Below are 20748 nucleotides of genomic sequence, written 5' to 3' on the forward strand. Positions count from 1 at the left end.
TGAAGGGGCGGGGGAGCTGACGTGTCGCTGACCGAGATTCTGGGGGCTGCCGTATCGGGCATGAGTGCGGCGCAAGCCGGGCTCAAGACCGTGTCGACGAACATCGCCAATGTCGGCACCCCCGGCTATGCTCGCGAGCGCGCGAACCAGTCCGCCGCCGTCCATGGCGACCGGGTAACCGGCGTCGTCGTTGGCGAACCGACCCGGATCGCTGACAAGTTCCTTGAAGCCGCCGTCTATCGCCGCGCCAACGACCTTGGCAATTCGGAGGTGACGTCGAGCTATCTCGACCGGATGCAGACCCTGCTCGGCGCGCCGGGATCGGAATCGGCCATTCCGGCGCGACTCAACGCGATCAACAGCTCGGCGATCGCCATGACCGGCGCGCTCGGTGCCGAACAGAATGCGGCCGACTTCATCGCCCGCACCACCGACGCCATCGGCACGCTGCAGCGGCTCGACACCGACATGTCGATGCTCACCGGCGACGTCGATTCCGAAACCGGCCTGACGGTCGAGCGGATCAACGCGCTGCTCAAGCAGATCCACTCGCTCAACGACGCCGTGTCGCGGCTCGACGGGCTTGGGCGCAGCGCCGCCGGCACCGCCGATCAGCGCAATAATGCCGTTCAGGAACTCAGCAGCCTGATGGCGGTGACGGTGCGTGAACAGCCCAATGGCCGCCTGCTGGTCGAAACCGCCGGTGGCGCGCCGCTGCTCGATACCCGGCTGCGCTTGCTGTCCTACCCGACGTCCAAGTCCGGGTCGGGAGCGGCGCTGGCCGAATATCCCGGCATCGACATCCGCTTTGCGACCGGCTCCGGGGCGCTCGGTGCGGCGACCGGCGACCGTATCGAATCCTCGGCAGTCGGGGGCAAGCTCGGCGGCTTGCTCGAACTGCGCGATCGCATCCTTCCCGGGTTCCGCGATCAGCTCGGCACGCTGTTCACCGGCCTTGCCCGCGCGCTCAACGGCGCGTCCAATGCCGCCAGCGCGGTGCCGGCACCCAACCGGCTCAATGGCACGACCACCGCGCTCGCCAGCAGCGACCGGCTTGGCTTTACCGGCGCCAGCATCTTTGCGGTGATGGGATCGGACGGCACGATTGTCGCCCGCACACGCGTGGACTTCGATGCAATGGGCGCTGGCGCGACCGTCGGTGACGCCGTTGCAGCGATCAATACCGGGCTTGGCGGCGCGGGCGTTGCGAGCTTTGTCGATGGTCGACTGACGATCGACGCGGTCGGCACGGGTCGCGGCGTCGCGGTCGCCGACGATCCCGTTGCGCCAGCCAATCGCGGCGGCGTCGGGTTCAGCCAGTATTTCGGCCTCAACGACGTGGTCCGGACCGAAGGCGCATTGATGGTCCCGGCAGGTTTTGCCGCTAGCGATCCGCACGGCTTTGCTGGCGGAAGCACGTCGGACATCATGCTGCGCGATTCATCGGGCCGGGTCATCGGACGCACCACCCTAACCGCAGCGGCGGGGGGCACGATGGGCGATCTCGTGACCCAGCTCAACGCGAGCCAGGTCGGCACGCTCGGCACCTTCTCGATCGATGCCAGCGGGCGCTTCCGCTTCGAACAGGCAGCAGGAGTAACCGGCACCTCGATCTCGATCCCATCGGATTCGACCGGACGGTACGACACCGGCATCTCATTCTCCGCGCTATCCGGACTGACCGGCAGCGTCAGCGGACTTGCCGCGGGCGGGGTCGCACCGGACCTGCGCAACAGCCCGGGCAAGCTGCCGCTCGCGATCTTCAACACCAGCGCTGCCGTGGGCGAGCGCGGGGTGCTGGCGTCCGACACGCGCGCGGCGCAATTCTACACCGACAGCTTCGGCCGCGTGAACGACCTCGGCAAGGAGGGCAATGTCTCACTCGAGCGCTACGCGTCGCTGATCCTTGGCGAAACCGGCACCACTGCTGCGAATGCCCAGACCCGGTACGAGGACGCCTCGGCACGCAGCCAGGACGCGATCACCCGCCGCGATTCCTATGCCGGCGTCAACATCGACGAGGAACTGTCGATGATGATCGTCCTGCAGAACAGCTATTCCGCCGCCGCGCGCGTCGTGCGCGTCGCCGACGAAATGTACCAGGCCCTGCTCGGGACCGTGGGTTGAGGATCGAATAGATGCGCGTCGCCACCATCCCCCTGCAACAGACCACCGCGATCGCGATCCAGCGATCGCAGCAAAAGCTGGCCGTCACCCAGGCACAGCTGTCGACGGGCAAGAAAGCGCCCGATCTCGCCGCGCTGGGCAGCGAGGCGGTGCGCACCCTGTCGGCCCACACCCTGCTCGCCAAGCAGGAGGCGCACGCACAGAATGCAACCCGCCTCGGCACCACGCTCAGCCTGTACGAAACCTCGATCACTGCGATCGAAAATGGTTCGATGGAGCTGGGCAACCGCATCGCAACAGCGGTCGGCACCCGCGAGTCTGCGGGCCTGGGCGAAGCGATTTCCGCCGCCTTCGACCAGTTCCGTTCAATGCTCAATACCAGTGAAGGCGGCCTCCCGCTGTTCGGCGGCGGCATCTCCGGTGAACCCTTCACAACCTCGAAGGTCGAGGACCTGACGGGGTTGCCGGCGACGGATCACTTTGTCGACGGCACCGCTATCGCACGCGCCCGCGTCGGCGACGGCCTCGACCTGAATTACGGGATCACCGCATCCGAACTCGGCACCGAAATGACTGCGGTCTATCGCAGCCTGGTCGAAGCCGGTCCCTTTGGTGAGACCCTGACCGATGCCCAGAAGACCACGCTGACCAACATCAAGATCCAGCTGGACGACGCCGTCTCGGGAATCCGGCGCATCAACGCCGAGAACGGCCGGCGGCTCGCCCAGACCGACACGCTCATCGATCGCGCCAACGAACGCGCGCTGGTGCTCAAGGATGTGATCAGCCGCAACGAGGACGCCGACCTGGCCCAGGTCGCGATGGACCTCGCGATGCACAAGACCACGCTGGAGGCCAGCTACTCGGTCTTCACCCAGCTCAATGAACTCAGCTTGCTCAATTACATGCGGTGACGGTGCCGGGCGCACGCCGCCCCGCTCCTCGCCATTGCCGAACTCAAGAACACAGAAAGCGAGTCTCGCATGAACGCGTTCACTAATCTCAAGATCGCTTACAAGGTCGCGGCGCTGATGCTGCTGCTCGGTGCGGTCACGCTTGGCCTCGTCCTCAACGGCGTCAGCTCGATCCGCTCGGTCGATCAGAGCTATTCGCAGCTCACCGATGTGACCCTGCCCAACAACACCGAACTCGCGCGTTCCTATCAGGGCACGATCGACATGGCGCTCGCTGGGTATCAGGTCATGGCCTATCCCGGCGCCAGCGCGCAGGGCAAGGAAGCCGCGAGCCGCGAGCGCGAGGTCTATGACGCAACCCAGAAGCGCCTGCGCGATATGATGAAGGCAGAGCCTGCGACCGCGCCGACCATCGAAGCGATCCTCAAGGACGTGGACGGGCTGCACGCGCGGGTATCGGAAGCGATCACGTTCGGCCAGGCAGATCAAAATGAAGAGGCGCGGCTGAAGATGGCCGAAGCGAATGCTGTCGCGCTCAAGATCCGCACCGAACTGCGCCGCTTCACGACCGAGCGTTCCGAGAAGGCCAGCGCCGAGGCCGAAGCGCTGACCGCCTCGACCGCTGCCACAAGCCTCTCGATGCTCGTCATTGGCCTGATCGGCGTTGTAGTGGCAATCGCCATCGGGATTTTCGTTGCGCGCCGCACGATTATCGCGCCGTTGCGGGACCTTGAAGGCACGATGCGCACGCTGGCCGATGGCAACAACAAGGTCGACGTGATCGGCTCAGATCGCCGCGACGAAGTGGGCGAGATGGCCAAGGCCGTGCTCGTCTTCCGCGACAATGCGCAGGAGCAGGAGCGCCTCGCTGCGGCCAAGGCGGCTGCCGATGCCGAGCAGAAGATGGTGATCGATACCGTTTCCTCGCACCTTGAATCGCTGTCGCAGGGCGACCTGACGCGTCCGATCAACGCCCAGTTCAGCGGCTCCTATGCTGCGCTCAAGGACAATTTCAACGCCGCCCTGTCGTCGCTCAGCACGCTGCTGCAATCGGTCAAGGAAAGCGTCCGTTCGATCGGCTCGGGTTCGAGCGAGATCGAGGCGGCGTCCGAAGATCTTGCCCGCCGCACCGAAAGCGCCGCCGCGTCGCTTGAGGAAACCTCGGCAGCCGTCGCACAGATCAACGATCGCCTGCGCACCGGCGCTGCATCCGCGACCACCACGGTTGGCCGCGCCGATCAGGCAATGGTCACCGTCGGCACCGGTCGCGGCACCGCCGAGGAGGCCGTGGCAGCAATGGGTCGCGTCGCCGAAAGCGCCAAGGGCATCGACAGCGTGATCGAGGGCCTCGACAAGATCGCGTTCCAGACCCGCGTTCTCGCGATGAACGCGGCGGTCGAGGCGGGTCGCGCCGGCGAAGCGGGCCGTGGCTTTGCGGTTGTTGCCGATCTGGTCGGCCAGCTCGCGATGCGCTCGGAAGAAGAAGCCAAGCGCGCGCGCGAACAGCTCACCGCGACCCAGAACGACGTCGAACTGGCGGTCGGTGCGGTCGAGCGCGTCGATGGCGCGCTGGTCGGCATCTCGTCGGACGTGTCGGCGGTGCATGAACTGCTCAGCGCGATGGCGGTGGACAACCAGGCCCAGGCTGCAGCGGTCCAGCAGATCGCCTCAGCAATCGGAACGATGGACGAGTCCACTCAGCAGAATGCCGCGATGGTCGAGCAGACCTCGGCCGCTGCGCGCAGCCTGAACTCCGAAGTCCGCGTGCTCGGCGAACGCGCCGACGGCTTCCGCACCGCGACCAGCTCTGCGCCGGGTGCCGCTGCGCCGATCCGCATGGCCAAGCCCGTGACCAAGGCGCCGGCCAAGCCGCGTGCCGCCGCGCCCGAGCCGAAGATCGCGCTCAAGACCATGCAGCAGCCCAGCGAGCGCGTCTATCAGTCGCCGGTCAAGCCGCTGCCCGCTGCAGCGATCCCCGCACTCGTCCGTCGCAACGATGAGTGGGACGAATTCTGATCCCCAAGCCGGCCGGGGCATATCGCCCCGACCGTCTACCCCCTGGCGGCGGGGCCTCCCCCGGCACCGCCGCTTTTCTTTTTTTGGGGGTAGTGTTCGTGCTTTCCCCTCCCTGAAACGGAGGGGCTAGGGGCGGGTTTAGCGACGGGCGGGGCTCGATGCCCCGTCCGTCGCTTTGGTGTTGGGCATCTGGATTTTCGAGCGCGCAGACGCGCGCACCCACCCCCGACCCCTCCCTTTCAGGGAGGGGGGCGAAGATACCGAACGTTCAGGAACTACCCGCGCGCGAGCAGCAGCAGGTCGCCGTCGGCGGGAGCCTCGGACACGCCCGCCATCGCGGCGTCGAGCGCGGCGGGATTGACCGCGCCGGTGGACGAGGCAAGCGCGCTCAGCGCCTCGCCCGCCTTGGTCCCGCGCAATGCGGGCAAATAGCGTTTGCGCAGCGCGGCAAGGCCGGGCTCGTCGCCCAGCATCACCAGCGCGACCGCCTGACGCAGTACGGCGCCGTTGCGACCGGCGGCCAGAACCGCGCGATTGGCAGCGGCAAAGCGTGCCCAGTCGCGCGCCTGCCACAGCATTTCGGCGCGCAAATCGTCGGCGGACTCGATCTGGTCGAGCATCGCCAGCGCGTCGCCGCGCCGACCCATGCGCCAGGTCGCGATAACCTGCATCCGCCGCCGATCCTCGGCCATCGGTTCGGGATAGTCCGGACCTTCGCTGCGCTGCAGGATCGCCAGCACCTGATCGGGCTTGTCGGCGAGCAGCAGCAGCCGGGCGATGCGGACCGACAGCGGCCCCTTGGCGATGTCGATCGCGCGGTTCTGCATCTGATGCTGCAACAATTCGGCGGCGCGGACATACAGGCCCGCTGCCGACAGCCGATCGGCGAGCGTGCTGACCAGCAGGTCGCCCGGCGCGCCGGTCGGCGACAGGTCGCGATATTCCCAGAACAGCCCCGCTGCCTGCGCGATCGGGCGTTTGGGATCGTTGACGATCGCCTGCAGCCCGGCCTGAATCCGGGTCAGCGTCGCGCCGGTCTGTGCGCCCAGGTCGAAATGCCGGAACAGCGCTGCCGACGCGACGATCGCCATCACCGGATCGTGCGCGCGCTCGGCAATCTGCCATTTGAACTCGAGTGCCGCACGTTCAACGTCGCCACCGCGCCAGCGAAAGGTGAGGGCGTCGAGCCGCTTGGCCGCATCGCCGGGCTTGATCTTCCCGCGCGCAACCCCGTCGCGGATCAGCGCAAGCTCGGCCTCGGCGCGCTCGGCAGGCGTGCCCGACAGCATCACGCGTTCAAGCCGCAGCTTACCCGGCTCATGCTGGCCGGTCGCAAGCAGCGCGATCCCGCGCTGAAGATTGGCGGCGGAATGCTGGTCAGGGAGCGCGGCAAGAAAGCGCAAGGCGCGGGCGTGATGGCCCGACCGGATCAGGCCGGTGGCGGCATCGAGCATGAAGGCGACCCGATCCGGCCCGACCCGCGCGAGGATCGCCGGCACCGCGCATTTGAGCAACGCGCTGCCCGCCGCGCCGTCGATCACCGCCCGCGCGCGGATCTGCCAGGCGCAGGCTTCGGGATCGGCCATCAATTCGGGCGCATTGAACCAGGTCAGCGCAGCGGCATCGCGGCCGGCAAGGACATTCGCCTTGCCGATCGCCAGCCGCCATGCCGGCACCATGTCGAGCGCGCTGTCGTCGCGCTGCATCGTTTCGAGGACGCCAAGCGCCTCGGCACCGCGCCGTCCGTCGATCAACGCGGTCGCCAGCTTCCAGCGCGCGGCCTGTCGCGTCTCCGCCGTGCTCCGCGCGATCAGCGACCAGGCGTGCGGGATATCGATCGCCGGGCGCTCGCCGGGAGCGGCCCGGGGCATTTCGGCGAGTTGCGCGGCAAAGGGCGGCGGCTTGGCCACCGCGCCGCTTGGTGTGGGCTTGGCCGCTGCTGCCGGGGGCTGCGCGCCATGCGCCGGGGCGGCGGGCTTGGGGTCGCCGGCGGCGACTGCGGCGCTTGCGGTCCCGGCCAGCAGGACCAGCGCGAGGAGGCGGATCGACCGGGTCATGCGCGCAGCAACAGCCACGCCTGAACCACGCCGCCGATCAATGCGGCGGACAAAAACAGAAACGCAATTGTCGTGCGCGCCAGCCCTGGCGCGCGCGGATGACGCGGCTTGGCGCGACGCGGCGCGGGACCGGTGGCAAAGCCGCCGCCTAGTGCTGCGCCCGCAGTGCCGCGACGGTCGGAGGCGGTGCCGCCGACGACGCGTACCCGCGCTGGCTTTTGATCGTGGCTCATTCAAATCCCAACAGGGGCAAGTCCCAACACGGGGTTTTCCACCTATTATAGGAAGACGGGGCCGGGTGCGGTTCCCGCTGCACGCCTTTGACGGAGACCCTATGCGCAGACCCGCTGCTCGAATGACTGCCGCTGCCGCATTGCTCGCCATGGCCGCGCCCGCTGGCGCCGCCGGTGGGGGCGGGGGCGATGCTGGCGTCGTCCCGCTGGGCAAGTTTCGCGTGCCGATCATCGATGCCGGGCGCTTCGACGGCGACCTTGAGCTCGACCTGGCGATTACCCCGGCTGAAGGCGTCGATCCCGCCGAGCTTGGTGCTGCCGAACCGGCCTTGCGCGCGGCGATGCTGTCGGCGCTGCTCGATTTTGCCCAGCTGAATGCCTCGCCGCGCGTCGCGGTGGATGCCGTGGCGCTGGCCAAGGCGCTCGATACCGCCGCGCACGCCGCCGATCCGCACGCCGGCCATGTGCTGATTCTTGAGGTCCGGACCAGCCCCGCCCGCGGCGCGCCGTAATTTAGATCCCGCGCACCCCGGTAAGCGGAAGCACGTCGCGCATCACCCGGTCGATCGCGGTGACCAGTGCGTCATCGCCGTCGCGGGTCGCCCGACGGATCAGCGCTTCCAGACCCTCGACCGTCGTCCGACCGATCCGGCGCATATGATGCGGTGCCGACGCCTCTTCCAGGATGCGCAGCGCCGTGCGCTCCAGCCGCGGGACGGCGCGGTCGGCGAAATCGGGCCGAACGCGCTGGTCGGCGATGAATATGGTGCCGAGCTTCGCGTCCTGTACACCCCGCAGCGGGACTGCCGCATAGGCACGCAGGGCGAGGGGGCCGGTGACGAAGCGGTTGTCGGCGAACTGCGGCTTGGCGGTCAGGTCGGTCTCGGCCATCGGGATCTGCGTTTCGACGACCCCGATGCACAGCGATTCCGAAAGCGGCACCGCGTCGAGATCGGCTCCGTGCAGCACCGGCAGCCAGCAAAAGCCACTGTCGATCACGCTGACGCCCGCAATCGGGACGTCAATCGTGCGGCACAGTTCCCCAATCAGCTCATGAAAGCGCGGCGATTCGCGCAGCGCAAGCAACCCCGATGCAAAAAGCGCAGCGCGACGCAGCGCATCTTCGCTCGACAAGGGCACATTGTCCGTGTCGGGGATCGTCACTGCAGTCTCCGCTTAAGAACCCCGCTTGTCGCACAATGATCTTAGCCGGAGGCTTATGTCAGTATTGTAGAATTACAGTAACGTCTTGCGGCCTCATCTTGACACGGACCGGGCGGGCTTGGCCGGCGTGGCTGCGCCGCCCTTTGGTTGGTCCATTCCGCCACGCGCCAGCGCCATGCCGAGCGTCGCGGCGGCATCGGGCGACATCGCCTGCATCATCAGCGCGGCGTTGCGCTCACGCATCCGCTGCGCCACCTGGAACTGCACGTCGGCGCTCAGTTTCTCGAACACCGGCGCAGCCTTGGCGGGCTTCATCGCCTGAAAGATGCGGGCCAGGTCGCTGTAGCGCTTTTCCTCCGCCGGCGGTGCTGCATCCGGCGCGCCGGGGGCACCGGCCTCGGCTGCGGCCTTCCCTTCGGCGGCGGCCTTGGCTTCGGCTTCCTTCTGCTGGCGTTGCAGCCGCAGCCGCGCCGCCTTGAGCGCCTGTTCGCGCAGGTCCAGCGCGCGGCGCCGCTGCGCCTCCTTGCGCTGGGCGTCGTTGAGCTCGCCCTCGATCTGGCTGCCAAGCCGCGTCTTGGGCACGGCGGATTCGCCGACTGCGACCGCCGCATCGACGCCGTTTGCGACCGCCCCAACCGTCGCGGCAAGCGCGGTGAGCAGCAGGAAGGGAACGCGCATCAGTACCGCTCCACCGGCTCGGCCCGCCGCGCTGCGGCGGCAGATTCGACCAGCCGTTCGGCGGTCGAATCGGCAATCTCGATCATCATCCGCAGTTCGTCGGCGACCGCCTTGGCGCGGGCCGCGTCGTGCGTGCCGCGGGCATATTGGGTCAGCGTCCCCTTGAGTTCGGACAGCACCAGCCGCGCCTGCACCGTCGCCTGGTCGAGCGTCGCGACGACCTGACCCAGATCGTTGCGCTTCAACGCGTTGAGCGCGCGCATCATGCGGATGCTCTGGATGATCGTCACCGTGCAGAACAGCATCGTGAGCACGTTCGCTGCGAGCGAATAGGTCATGCGCGCATCTCCTTGGCGATGTCGGATACGAGCCGGACCGCGATCTTGTTGGACCGCTGGCCGATCTGGGCGCGGCCGATCGCGACGCCGCCGCATTGAATGTCGAGGGGCTGGTCCGGGTCGGCGAACAGCGGGATCGTCTGCCCGACCTTGAAGTCGCGCACCGTGCCCAGCGGCATCTCACGCTCGCCCAGCACGACGTCGAGCGTCACGTCGACCTTGCGGACTTCGGACGCCATATGGACTTCCCAGATGGTGTCGCGGCCCAGCTTCTCGCCCATGAACCGCTGGTTGAGCAGATGGCGGACCGGTTCGATCGTGGCATAGGGCAGCAGGATGCTGAAATTCCCGCCGCGCTCGTCCATGCTGACGCGGAACGTCGCGACCGCGCAAACGTTGGTGGTGCCGGCGATCGCGACGAAGCGCGGGCTGCTCTCGACACGCTCCAGCTCGAACGTGGTCGGGGTGATCGGTGCCATCGACGTCGACAGATCGGCCAGCACATGGCCCAGCATGCGCGAGACAAGATCCGTTTCGATCGTGGTGAAGCCGCGACCGTCGATCATCACCTGCTCGCCACCGCCGCGACGCCCGCCGAGCAGTGCATCGACGACAGCGTAGATCAGGCTCGAATCGACCGATACCAGCCCGTAATTCTCCCACTCCTCGACGCGGAACACGCCGATCATCGCGGGCAGCATGATGTGGTTGAGATAATCGCCGAAACGGATCGAGGTCACCTCTTCAAGGCTCACGTCGATCGCGTCGGAGGTGAGGTTGCGCATCGAGGTCGCGAAGATGCGGACCATGCGGTCGAACACGACCTCCAGCATCGGCAGCCGCTCGCGGCTGATGACGTTGGATTCGATGACCGCGCGCAGCCCTTCCTTGGGCTGGCCGAACCCGCCGACCTGACCGAACAGCGCGTCGATGCCCGCCTGGTCGAGCAGCGCGTCCGCGTCCGGATCGAACTTGGGCGGCTCGGGAAGCTCGAAATCCTCGAAATCGTCGCTCATTGCTGCACCAGATCCTGGATCAGGACGTCCTTGACCTGATCCGGCCCCAGCGTCTGGGTCGCGCGGACCAGCAGCTCTTCCTTGACGCGATAGACTGCGCCCGACCCGTTCAGGTCTTCGGGGCGCAGCTCGCGCAGGAATGGCTGATAGGCGTCGATGAGCAAGGGTAGCTTGCCCTGAAGTTTCTCGACCGTGCTTGCCGCGCCCGGCACCAGCACGATGTGAACCTTGAGGAAGCGTGCCGCGCCGTCCGCGCTGCGCAGGTTCACGACCAGCGGCGGTACGTCGAGATAGGCGCTGCCCTTGCCGTCCTTGCCGCCCTTTTCGTCGCCGCCTTCGGCCTCGGCTTCCACTTCGGCTTCCGCTTCGCCATGTTCACCCTCGGCAGTTTTTGCCGCCGGCTTGTCCGACCCCATCAGGAAAAAGGCTGCGCCACCGCCGCCGCCGCCCAGCACCAGCACGGCCGCGCCGATGATGATCATCAGCTTCTTCTTGCCGCCCTTGGGCTTGGCAGGCGCCTCGCCGTCCTTCGCCTCGACGATGATGTCGTCGCTCATTGTCTGTGCCCCAATCTCTTTGCCCATCCGCGACCGGACCGGCTGAATGTTCCTATTATAGGGGAGTGGGGCGGCAACATTTGCCTAGCCGCAAAAAACTTGGACGAATTTTTTGAAGGGCGGTCGCGATGGATATCTCATCCTATGTGCTGCTGAGTCACAACCAGGCGCTGCGGCGTCGGCTCGACGTGAGCGCGAATAATATGGCCAATATTTCGACGGCCGGATTCAAGCGCGAGGCACCGGTGTTCCGCGAATATGTGGAGCAGGCGGGCGGTGGCACAGATGCGCCGGTCAAGACGACGTCGATGGTGCTCGATTATGGCGCGGTGCATGACCAGAGCGCTGGCGCATTCCTTGCGACCGGCAATCCGATCGACGTGATGATCGACGGACCCGGCTATCTCGCGGTCGAAACGCCCGAGGGCGGCACCGCCTATACGCGCGCGGGCTATCTAAGGGTCGGCGAGGACGGCACGCTGGAGACGGCCGGCGGGCTCGCTTTGCTCGGCGAAGGCGGACGCCCGATCACCATTCCCCCCGAACAGGCGGGACAGGTCAGCATCGCCAAGGACGGTACTGTCAGCGCGGGCGATGCCCAGGTCGGGCGTGTCGCCGTGACGGTGTTCGACGACGAACGCATGGTCGACCCGCGCGGCGACGGCACTTTCACCGGTACCGGCGGGCGCGAACTCGCCGCCGCCGACACCAAGCTGAAGAACGGCGGGGTCGAAGGCTCGAACGTCCAGGCGATCGTCGAAACCACCAACATGGTCGAGATCCTGCGCGCCTATCAGACCAGCATGAAGATGTCGGAGTCGCTGGGCGACATGCGCAAGTCCGCGATCGACAAGCTTGGCCGCTTCGGCTGACCCCATTTCCACGGAGACTGATCCATGCGTACCCTCTCCATCGCCGGCACGGGCATGCTCGCACAGCAGACCAACGTCGATGTCATCTCGAACAACATCGCGAACATGAACACGACCGGCTACAAGCGCCAGCGTGCCGAGTTTCAGGACTTGCTCTACCAGCAGGTGACCCGTCCCGGCGGCGCGTCCGGCCCCGATAGCCGCGTGCCGACCGGCATCCAGATCGGTGCGGGTGTGAAGACCGGCGGCGTCTATCGCATTGCCAGCCAAGGCGCGATGACCCAGACCGACAACCGCTATGACGTCGCCATTCAGGGGCGCGGCTATTTCGCGGTCACCACGCCCTCGGGCGAGACCGCCTATACCCGCGACGGATCGTTCCAGCTGTCCGATCAGGGCGAGCTGGTCAACGCCGACGGCTTCGCGGTTCAGCCGGGGATCACCATTCCCGCCGAGGCGGTTGACGTAACCATCTCCAAAACCGGCGAGGTTCAGGTGATCCTCGCCGGCCAGCCCGAGCCGCAGAATGTCGGCCAGCTTCAGCTCGCGACCTTCATCAACGAAGCCGGGCTCGAGGCGCAGGGCGGCAACCTCTATCTGGAGACCGCCGCATCGGGCCAGCCGACCATCGCCAACCCGGGCGAGCCGGGCTTTGGGGCGCTGCAACAGGGCTTTGTCGAGGCGTCGAACGTCAATCCGGTGGCTGAAATCACCGCGCTCATCACCGCGCAGCGCGCTTATGAAATGAACAGCCGCGTCGTGAAGACCGCAGACGAGATGCTGGCCACCACCAGCCAGCTGCGCTGATGATCTACCGCATCGCCTTTATCGCCGCTGCGCTCGTGCCGGTCCCGGCTCCAGCCCAGACGACCGCGCCGACACCTGCGCCCGTGCGCGCCGCGCCCGAACAGGTCGAGGTCGCCGTGCTCGCGCGCCCGGTCCAGCGCGGCGAGATCCTGTCCGCCGACGACTTCGTCTATGAAAAGCGCTCGCCCAACATGGGCCGCGGCGCGATCGAGGCTGAAGCCGCCAAAGGGCTGGAAGCGGTCCGCCCGCTCTCGCCCGGATCGGTCGTCCGGATCAGCGACATCATCACCCCGCGGCTGGTCCGCCGGGGGGAGCCGGTGCTCATCGCCTACAAGACTGGCGCGCTCACCATCACCACCCAGGGCCGCGCCCTGGCCAGCGCGGGCGCGGGTGAGCCGGTCCGCGTCGTCACTTCGTCCACCCAGCGCACGCTCGACGGCTTCGTCGCCGGCAACGGGCTGGTCCGCATCGCATATTGAGGGAGTTGACCCCATGAAGAAGATCATTCTCGCCATCACCGCCGCCAGCCTGGTTGCCGGCTGCGGCAGCGTCGGACGCCTCGGCCGCATCGGCAAGGCACCCAAGATGACCGCGCCCGAAGAGATGGCGATGCCCGGCGGCGAACGCTCGCTCGGCACGCCGGGCCTGCGCAGCGGGGACGCGGTCGCGGCCGTGACGGGCGCCCCGGTTGCACCCGGCGGTGCCCCCGCACCGGCACCCGCCGCCTCCGCCTCGCTGTTTCGTGCCGGCGCGGGTGCGTTCTTCAGCGATCAGCGTGCGGCCCGCATGGGCGACATCCTGACGATCAAGATCAACATCGCCGACAAGGCGGAGGTCGGCAATAACACCTCGCGCGTCCGCACCGGATCGGAAAGCGCCAGCATCGCCTCGTTGCTCGGCCTGGAAAAGCTGCTGCCCAAATCGCTCAACCCTGCCAACCTCGCCAGCACCGACAGCAAGTCGCAGTCGGGCGGCGGCGGCAATATCAGCCGGTCCGAAACGATCAACATGACCATGTCGGCGATCGTCACCAACGTCTTCCCCAACGGCAATCTCGGCATTCGGGGCCGTCAGGAAGTGCGCGTGAACAACGAGTTGCGCGAACTGGTCGTCAGCGGCGTGGTCCGCCCGCAGGACATCGGTCGCGACAATGCCGTGCGCCACAGCCAGATCGCCGAGGCGCGGATCAGCTATGGCGGCCGCGGCCAGCTCTCCGATGCTCAGCAGGCGCGCTGGGGCCAGCAGATTTACGACGCGCTCTTCCCGTTCTGAGGACGCCGTACTGAGTTTTGCCCGCCCCAGCCGGGGGGCCGAGGGCGGGCAAGCCCCTTTCCCAGCCGGGGGGCCGAGGAAAGGGAAGGGAAGCGCAGAAGCGCCGCCGTTCCAAAGAGGGGGAGGGAGAAACCCTCCCCCTCTTTTGTTGTCTGCGATTTTGGAGTGATGTGGGTCCCAACTCACGTCCGTCATGCTGAACTTGTTTCAGCATCCACCCCGCCGGCAGCGGCTCAGTCGCTTGTGTCTCATTCCTCCCCGGAGCTTGCTCAGGGGAGGGGGACCGCCGCCGCAGGCGGTGGTGGAGGGGCGGCCGCGCAGACGGCCGTGGGCAGCTCGGCAAAACTCCGCCGCTTGCAGCGGCGGCCCCTCCGTCAGCGCTACGCGCTGCCACCTCCCCTGCTGCGCAGGGGGAGGAATAGAATCTCACCCCTCATCCTCGCCCACACTGCGCCCAGCCTTCAGCGCTTCGTGCCGGTCGATCGACTTCTGGATATGCCGCCGCGCCGCGCGCCGGGCCGCCGCCGGATCACCCGCCGCGATCGCCGAATAGATCGCCTCGTGGTCGCGGTTGATCATGCGGGCGTAGCGTTGGTGCTTCTTGGTGTCGTTGCCCTGCAGAGCCAGCTTGCGCGACGGCACCAGCCGCACGCCGAGAAACTGGGTGAAGCGCACGAAATAGGCGTTCCCGGTCGCGCGCGCGATCGCCGCGTGGAATGCCGCGTCGGCGGCGACCGATCCCTCCGCCTCGGTGCTCGCATCCATCGCCGCCAGCGCAGCGCGAATATCCTCAAGGTCGGTGTCGGTGCGGCGTTGCGCGGCAAGGTCGGCCATCTCCGCCTCGAACCCCATGCGCATTTCCAGCAGGCGAAGGACATCGTCGATCGCGTTGACTTCGTCCGGCGTCACCTGGAATGCGCGATACTGCGCACCCTCGGCGACATAGGCCCCCGACCCGCGCCGCGAGACGAGCAGCCCGCGCGCAGCGAGGCGGGAATAGGCTTCGCGCACCACGGTGCGGCTGACCCCGAAACTCTCGGTAATCGCCTTCTCGGTCGGGAAGCGCGAGCCTGGCGGCATCTCTCCGCGTTCGATCTGTTCCTCGAACCGCTGGACGAGATCGTCGGCCAGCGATGCCGCCTTGGTCACCGTCATCACCGGACGGATAGCATTGCCCGCAGGCATATGACTAGGGTTTGAAATCAGGATGTTGCTGTTGGACATAGGCGTGCCAATCGGGTTCGCGCTTGAAATCGGGACCGCCGCTCCACGCCGCGCCGGCATAATAGACAAACGGTTTGCCCGGGGTGACCCGGACGAGGATCAGATAATTGTCGGCATCCTCGGCAAAGCCGACGAACGTTGCCGGATCGACCATCACCGCCGCCGCCATCGCACCCTTGCCCGGATTGTCCGGCCCCCACCAGACCAGCCGCGCAGAGTCCGCGTCCTTGCGAATGCTGCCCAGCGTGGTGCCGGTGGGGCGTTTCGACAGACCGATCGCGACGGTCAGCGGCTCAGGACTGCTCGACGCGATTGTCGATGTCATCCGGATGAAGTTGCTGCCCGGCACCAGCGCGAACTGCCGCGTCTCAGCGACGTTGCGCGCGGTATCGACCGGCCAGGCGGGATAATCGACGCTGAATGCCGCGCGATCCGGCCCGGCGCTGGCGATGCGCGGGTTCACATAGTTGCGCGACGTCCACAGCTTGTTGTCGTGCCAGATGCCAAGGCCGCCGACCCCGCGTCCCGTGCCGACATTGTAGAAATCGACGCCCTCACCCTGGTCCTGATGCTGGTCGCCGGTGCGCAACTGCCGGTCCATGAACGGCCAGCGCACGCGCTTGCCCCACGCGTCGATGCCGGAGGAGGAGGGCGGCTCGGCAGCCTCAAGCGGGCGGCCATAGATGCGGAACGCGATCCGGTCATTCTCGAACAACAGGTCGCCAAAGCGATAGTCGGCGATCGACACCGCCGCACGCGCGGTCTGCTCGGCCGCCGTCGCCGGGCGCAGCGGCTTATGCTCCTGCGCCGAAGCCGCATTTGCGGTCAGCAGCGTGAGCGCGGCGATGCGCAACGACACCCGTCCTATTCGCGCTTCCGACATGCAACCCCCTCGACTATAGTCTAGTTGTGTGACAACCTTATTGACAGCCATTCGTCAATTGGAAAGATTATGGCACCGGTGTCAACAACGATCATGCGCCGGACTGATCAGGAGAGGGCTGCGACCGTCGCGACTCGCGTCATGGCCGGAAGGAAATGAGATGTCGTTGATTCTGCTTGCCCTTGCCGGAGCGGTGCCCGCTGCGTCCGCCCCGATGGCGACCGTATCGGCGCTCGAGACGCGCGCGCAGCTGCCCCGCCCGGACGCGATCCTGGCGCAAGTCCGCCGCGTCGCCGACTGGCAGCTCGCGAACCGCACCAACTGGGCAACCATGCCCGCCGCGCGCAAGAGCGTGCAGAATCCGCGCGACTGGCAACAGGCGACCTTCTGGATCGCGCTGACCGAGCTAGCCAAGCGCGACGCCCGCTACGCACCGCCGCTGATGGAGCTTGGCCGCGCGCAGCAGTGGAAGCTCGGCGACAATCCCTTCCACGCCGATGACCAGCTGATCGGGCAGGCGTGGCTCTGGGCGGCACGCAATGGGGCAGGCAGCGAGGCGCTGGCACCCACCGTCGCCTATTTCGACAATGTCCTCGCCAAGCACCCGAGCGGCAGCCTCGAATTCATCCCCGGCGCTCCCGGAGCGGGCTGGTCGAAATGCACCGATCGTTGGTGCTGGTGCGACGCGCTGTTCATGGCCCCGCCGACCCTGCTTCAGCTCGCGCGCCAGACCGGCGACCAGCGCTACGCCGATTTCGCGCATGCCGAGTTCAAGGCGACCACCGACTATCTCTACGACCCGGTCGAGAAGCTCTATTTCCGCGACAGCCGCTTCTTCGACACGCGCGATGCCAAAGGGCGCAAGCAGTTCTGGAGCCGGGGCAATGGCTGGGTCATGGGCGGCATCGTCCGCATGCTCGACGCGATGCCCCGCACCGACCCCAAACGCGCATATTATGAAGCGCTGTTCCGCGACATGGCGGCCAAGCTGCTGACCCTGCAAAAGCCCGACGGCTATTGGTCGCCCTCGTTGCTCGATACCGATCCGGGCACGCCGACCGAAACCAGCGGCACCGCCTTCTACACCTATGCCTTTGCCTGGGGCATCGACGCCGGGCTGCTCGACCGCGCGACCTATCAGCCCGCGGCGATCCGCGGCTGGGACGCGATCGTGCGCGCGGTGCAGCCCGATGGCATGCTCGGCTGGGTGCAGCAGGTCGGCGACCGGCCCGACAGCGTGTCGGCAAAGGAAACCCAATTCTATGGCGCGGGCGCGTTCGTGCTCGCCGGTACCGCGATGGCCGATCTCGCGCGGAAGGAGTCCAATTGATGCGTTCGTTGTTGCTGCTCGCGCTCGCCGCGCCGCTTTCGGCTCAGGCCGCAGATCGCCGCGCGGAAATCCCAGCCGGCCCGCTCTACGCCGACAGCGTCGCGCCGATGGACACCAGCGTCACCACCCGCCTGTCGCCCCAGCTCGAACGGCTGGTCGAACAGCTGCTGCGCGATGGCAAGGCGACCAGGATCGACGGCGTTGCCGTGTTCGGCGGCGGCGACCGCTTCCTGCCCGGCAAGATCGCCGCGACGATGGCGCATCGCATCGTCGCGCTCGAACCCGGCGATCCCAAGCTTGACCAGCGGCTGCGCGAATTTGCCGACATGGCCGACCTCACTCTGGCCAATGAGAATGAGAGCTGGGGCCTCTATTACTACATCGCCGCACTGCACGACCTGCATGCGCGCGGCCTGCTCGACCGCGCGGTGCGCCCGGCGACGCTCGCCGCGTTGCGCGAAAAGCTCGACTGGCGCCGCTTCGTCCGCCCCGACCTCAGCCTGATCAACCTGCCCAATAATTACTACGGCGTCGCCTTCTCGATCGCGCGTTTCCGCCACCTGCTCGGCTGGGAGGATGCGTCGGCGGGCGATCAGCTGCTCGCGCGGATGATCGACCATTATCGCAAATATTCGGGCGAATATGGCTTTGCCGACGAGACCGAGGGGAAGGGGCGGTTTGACCGCTATTCGGTGCTGCTGATCGGTGAGATCGCGCACCGCCTGCTCGAAACCGGCATGACCCCGAGCGCAGAGATCAAGGCGTGGCTGCGCAAGTCGGTCGACCTGCTGCTCCCGCGCTTCAACCTGCATGGCGAGGGGTTCGAATATGGCCGCAGTATCGGTACCTATGGCGACACCGCCTTCCTCGAAGTACTGACCGCCGCCGCCTTGCTCAAGGTGATGACCCCGGTCGAAGAGCGCATGGCCTATGCCTTCTCCAGCCGGGTCACCGCGCGCTACATGGATTTCTGGATCGATCCGGTCAGCGGGTCGGTCGACCTGTGGGGCCGCACCGCATGGGGGCAGGGGCGGCGCACCGATGTCTATCGCGGTGAAGGCCGCATCCTCGGCGAGAATTTCAGCCTCGCGCGCCAGCACATCTACACCAACGCGATCTGGAACCGGCTCGGTTATCGCGGGCAGGTGCCCGATCCGGGGTTTGCGCGCTGGCTCGATACGCTGCCGCGCTCGACCATGACCTGGTTCGCGCGCGGCGTGCATGATCGCGGGCTGGTGACGATCCGCGACGGCGCGCGGATGATTTCGCTTCCGATCATCAACGGGGCGGAGGGGCAGCATATGAACAACCCCTATTTCCCGATCCCGTTCTCGCCCGGGATGCTCGCCGCGTCAGCGGACGCGCCCTATCCTCAGCTTCTGCCGCGCATCACGCTGGCGAATGGCGACGTGCTGATGCCGCTGGCGTTCTTCAAGGATGTCCGCGTCACCCGGCGCGGCGCAGTGACCGATGTGCGCTGGCACCAGACCGCGCTCGACCGCATGGGCGGCAACGATGCACAGCTCGACACGCGCGTGTCGATCGAGACGCATTACCGCTTTGCGCCGGGCAAGATCGAGCGCCGCGACCGCATCGTTCCTGCCGAAGGCGTGAAGATCGCGCGGATCGACATGGAGTTTGCCAGCTTCTCGGAAGCGCCCGCGAAGGCCACGTCCGGTATCCAGTTCGCACGCGGCGCGGTGAAGCGGTTCGCCACCACCGGCTATGGCGCATGTGACGCGCAGCCGGCGACCGATCCGGTCTATCGCGCGCCCACCGGTCCCTTCGCGACCGTCGTCAAATGCGTGCGCGAAGGCGGCGACATGCCCGCGCGAACGGTCGAGGCGAGTTGGTCATTGTCATACAACTAAGACTAAGGGCTAGTTGACGGCCAGCCTGCCAGTTGTCATACACATCGCATACCGGAGCACCCGGCACCATGAACACGCGCGACACGACCGCCGCCGCCCCGGACAGCGGCACGCACGATCCCTTCGGCTTTCGGGTCCGCCCGTGAGCCTGCACAAACTCGGCTGGGCCATCCCTCTCTCGGTCCTCGCCATCACCGCCGCCGCGGGGTCTTCACCCCCGGCGGCGGCCTTTTCATCCGCGCAGAGCTGCACCGGCGTTGAGGGCTATGCCGCCGCGTTCGGCGGTCGCCGCACCTTCACGCTGCGTCCGGCTGAACTTCAGGCAGTGCGTGCAACGATCGCCAGCGATCCGGCGGTCAAATCGGCCTATACCGCGCTGATGGCGCGCGCTGAACAGGCGCTCAAGCGCAAGCCGGGCAGCGTGGTCGACAAGCGCACACTCCCGCCCTCGGGCGACCGCAACGACTATGTCAGCCTCGCCCCCTATTGGTGGCCCGATCCCGCCAATCCGACCGGCCCCTATGTCCGCCGCGACGGCAGCTTCAATCCGGAGCGTAGTACCAACCGCTTTGACCGCACCGCGCTTGGCCGCATGGCGAGCGACGCGGATGTGCTGGCACTGGCCTATTATTATCGCGGCGAGAAAATTTACGCCGACAAGGTCGCGGCGATCGTCCGCGCCTGGTTCCTCGATCCGACAACGGCGATGAACCCGAACATGAACTTCGCCCAGATGGTCCCCGGGCGCTCCAGCGGGCGGCCCGAGGGCGTGCTCGACACCAGCGCCTTCATCGCGGTGATCGACGCGGTCGGCCTGATCGCCCCGTCAGGCGCGTTGTCTGCGGCAGAGGTCACCGCGCTCGAAGGCTGGTTCAGCCGCTATCTCGACTGGATGCTCTCCAGCCCCAATGGCAGGGGTGAGGGGGCCAAGACCAACAATCACGGTATCTGGTACGACGCACAGGTCACCCGCTTCGCGCTGTTCGCCCGCCGCCCCGACCTTGCGCGAAAGGTGGTTGCCGACTTCCCGAAAAATCGGATCGAAAAGCAGATGGAGCCCGGCGGCGCCCTGCCCGAGGAACTCGCCCGCACGCGCAGCTTCCACTACTCGCTCTACGCGATCGAACCCGCCTACCACGTCGCCGACAGCGCCGCGTGCCTTGGCGTCGATCTCTACAACTGGACCGACAGCAAGGGCCGTTCACTCCGCGCCGCGACCGACTTCGTCGCCGCCTATCGCGGCCGGGCCGAAGCCTGGCCGCACAAGGAGATGAAGTGGCCCGCCGCCGAACTCGACGCCCTGCTCATCCGCGCCGATATGGCATGGCCGGGCGTGTGGGAGCGCAAAGGCGAGGGGGATGTGGTGCTGCGGTACCGGGTGCGCTGACC

At 67.0% G+C, this 20748-nt stretch carries 20 protein-coding genes; 11 read left to right on the forward strand and 9 right to left on the reverse strand.

What is annotated here, in order from left to right:
• Positions 1–21: 21 nt before the first annotated feature.
• The 3 genes from VGN66_RS13050 to VGN66_RS13060 all read left to right on the forward strand — a co-directional run bounded on the left by VGN66_RS13050 (position 22) and on the right by VGN66_RS13060 (position 5057).
• Positions 22–2127 carry a FlgK family flagellar hook-associated protein gene (locus VGN66_RS13050; RefSeq protein WP_327519235.1) on the forward strand — a complete coding sequence of 702 codons (2106 nt, stop codon included), beginning with the start codon at positions 22–24 and terminating at the stop codon, positions 2125–2127.
• A gap of 11 nt (positions 2128–2138) precedes the next feature.
• Positions 2139–3041, forward strand: a complete 903-nt coding sequence (locus tag VGN66_RS13055; RefSeq protein ID WP_327519236.1) for a flagellin — start codon at positions 2139–2141, stop codon at positions 3039–3041.
• Between the two features lie 69 nt (positions 3042–3110).
• A complete protein-coding gene (locus VGN66_RS13060) occupies positions 3111–5057 on the forward strand; it encodes a methyl-accepting chemotaxis protein (protein WP_327519237.1) in 1947 nt (648 codons plus the stop codon).
• A 275-nt stretch (positions 5058–5332) separates the two neighbouring features.
• On the opposite strand, the gene VGN66_RS13065 is transcribed toward VGN66_RS13060, so the two are convergent.
• Entirely contained in the window at positions 5333–7114 is a 1782-nt protein-coding gene (locus VGN66_RS13065; protein WP_327519238.1) for an endoglucanase, read from the reverse strand.
• Positions 7111–7347 carry a hypothetical protein gene (locus VGN66_RS13070; protein WP_327519239.1) on the reverse strand — a complete coding sequence of 79 codons (237 nt, stop codon included), beginning with the start codon at positions 7345–7347 and terminating at the stop codon, positions 7111–7113. Before VGN66_RS13070 ends, VGN66_RS13065 begins: the two co-directional genes overlap by 4 nt.
• A 122-nt stretch (positions 7348–7469) precedes the next feature.
• Between VGN66_RS13070 and VGN66_RS13075 the strand changes: the two genes are divergently transcribed.
• Complete coding sequence (locus VGN66_RS13075) at positions 7470–7859, forward strand: hypothetical protein (RefSeq protein ID WP_327519240.1); 390 nt, start codon at positions 7470–7472, stop codon at positions 7857–7859.
• Position 7860: 1 nt separating this feature from the next.
• On the opposite strand, the gene VGN66_RS13080 is transcribed toward VGN66_RS13075, so the two are convergent.
• The 5 genes from VGN66_RS13080 to VGN66_RS13100 form a co-directional block, all read right to left on the reverse strand.
• Positions 7861–8511: a GAF domain-containing protein gene (locus tag VGN66_RS13080; RefSeq protein WP_327519241.1), complete on the reverse strand. Its 651-nt coding sequence runs from the start codon at positions 8509–8511 to the stop codon at positions 7861–7863.
• Positions 8512–8604: 93 nt separating this feature from the next.
• Positions 8605–9189: a MotE family protein gene (locus VGN66_RS13085; protein ID WP_327519242.1), complete on the reverse strand. Its 585-nt coding sequence runs from the start codon at positions 9187–9189 to the stop codon at positions 8605–8607.
• Complete coding sequence (locus VGN66_RS13090) at positions 9189–9527, reverse strand: DUF6468 domain-containing protein (RefSeq protein WP_327519243.1); 339 nt, start codon at positions 9525–9527, stop codon at positions 9189–9191. Before VGN66_RS13090 ends, VGN66_RS13085 begins: the two co-directional genes overlap by 1 nt.
• Entirely contained in the window at positions 9524–10543 is a 1020-nt protein-coding gene (fliM, locus tag VGN66_RS13095) for a flagellar motor switch protein FliM (protein ID WP_327519244.1), read from the reverse strand. Before fliM ends, VGN66_RS13090 begins: the two co-directional genes overlap by 4 nt.
• On the reverse strand, positions 10540–11100 hold the full coding sequence (locus tag VGN66_RS13100) for a flagellar basal body-associated FliL family protein (protein ID WP_327519245.1): 561 nt from the start codon (positions 11098–11100) through the stop codon (positions 10540–10542). Before VGN66_RS13100 ends, fliM begins: the two co-directional genes overlap by 4 nt.
• A 128-nt stretch (positions 11101–11228) precedes the next feature.
• Here VGN66_RS13100 and VGN66_RS13105 point away from each other — a divergent pair, with 128 nt between their 5' ends.
• Genes VGN66_RS13105 through flgH form a run of 4 tightly spaced genes read left to right on the forward strand, consistent with a single transcriptional unit; the run spans position 11229 to position 14051 of the window.
• Positions 11229–11972 (forward strand): flagellar hook-basal body complex protein, encoded by a 744-nt coding sequence (locus VGN66_RS13105; protein WP_327519246.1) that lies wholly within the window; start codon positions 11229–11231, stop codon positions 11970–11972.
• 24 nt (positions 11973–11996) lie between these two features.
• On the forward strand, positions 11997–12779 hold the full coding sequence (gene flgG / locus VGN66_RS13110) for a flagellar basal-body rod protein FlgG (protein ID WP_327519247.1): 783 nt from the start codon (positions 11997–11999) through the stop codon (positions 12777–12779).
• On the forward strand, positions 12779–13258 hold the full coding sequence (gene flgA, locus VGN66_RS13115; RefSeq protein ID WP_327519248.1) for a flagellar basal body P-ring formation chaperone FlgA: 480 nt from the start codon (positions 12779–12781) through the stop codon (positions 13256–13258). The genes flgG and flgA overlap by 1 nt, the downstream gene beginning before the upstream one ends.
• Before the next feature lie 13 nt (positions 13259–13271).
• Entirely contained in the window at positions 13272–14051 is a 780-nt protein-coding gene (gene flgH / locus VGN66_RS13120; RefSeq protein ID WP_327519249.1) for a flagellar basal body L-ring protein FlgH, read from the forward strand.
• A 426-nt stretch (positions 14052–14477) separates the two neighbouring features.
• Here the strand turns inward: flgH and VGN66_RS13125 are convergent, their stop codons facing one another.
• Both VGN66_RS13125 and VGN66_RS13130 read right to left on the reverse strand, forming a co-directional pair.
• Positions 14478–15236 carry a FadR/GntR family transcriptional regulator gene (locus VGN66_RS13125; RefSeq protein ID WP_327519250.1) on the reverse strand — a complete coding sequence of 253 codons (759 nt, stop codon included), beginning with the start codon at positions 15234–15236 and terminating at the stop codon, positions 14478–14480.
• 4 nt (positions 15237–15240) lie between these two features.
• Positions 15241–16158 carry a DUF4861 family protein gene (locus VGN66_RS13130; protein WP_327519251.1) on the reverse strand — a complete coding sequence of 306 codons (918 nt, stop codon included), beginning with the start codon at positions 16156–16158 and terminating at the stop codon, positions 15241–15243.
• A gap of 160 nt (positions 16159–16318) precedes the next feature.
• Here VGN66_RS13130 and VGN66_RS13135 point away from each other — a divergent pair, with 160 nt between their 5' ends.
• The 3 genes from VGN66_RS13135 to VGN66_RS13145 all read left to right on the forward strand — a co-directional run bounded on the left by VGN66_RS13135 (position 16319) and on the right by VGN66_RS13145 (position 20746).
• Positions 16319–17488 (forward strand): glycoside hydrolase family 88/105 protein, encoded by a 1170-nt coding sequence (locus tag VGN66_RS13135; protein WP_327519252.1) that lies wholly within the window; start codon positions 16319–16321, stop codon positions 17486–17488.
• On the forward strand, positions 17488–19359 hold the full coding sequence (locus VGN66_RS13140; protein WP_327519253.1) for a hypothetical protein: 1872 nt from the start codon (positions 17488–17490) through the stop codon (positions 19357–19359). The genes VGN66_RS13135 and VGN66_RS13140 overlap by 1 nt, the downstream gene beginning before the upstream one ends.
• Before the next feature lie 142 nt (positions 19360–19501).
• On the forward strand, positions 19502–20746 hold the full coding sequence (locus VGN66_RS13145; RefSeq protein WP_327519254.1) for an alginate lyase family protein: 1245 nt from the start codon (positions 19502–19504) through the stop codon (positions 20744–20746).
• Positions 20747–20748: the final 2 nt, after the last annotated feature.

This window comes from Sphingomonas sp. (genome assembly GCF_035998645.1).
Taxonomy (GTDB): domain Bacteria; phylum Pseudomonadota; class Alphaproteobacteria; order Sphingomonadales; family Sphingomonadaceae; genus Sphingomonas.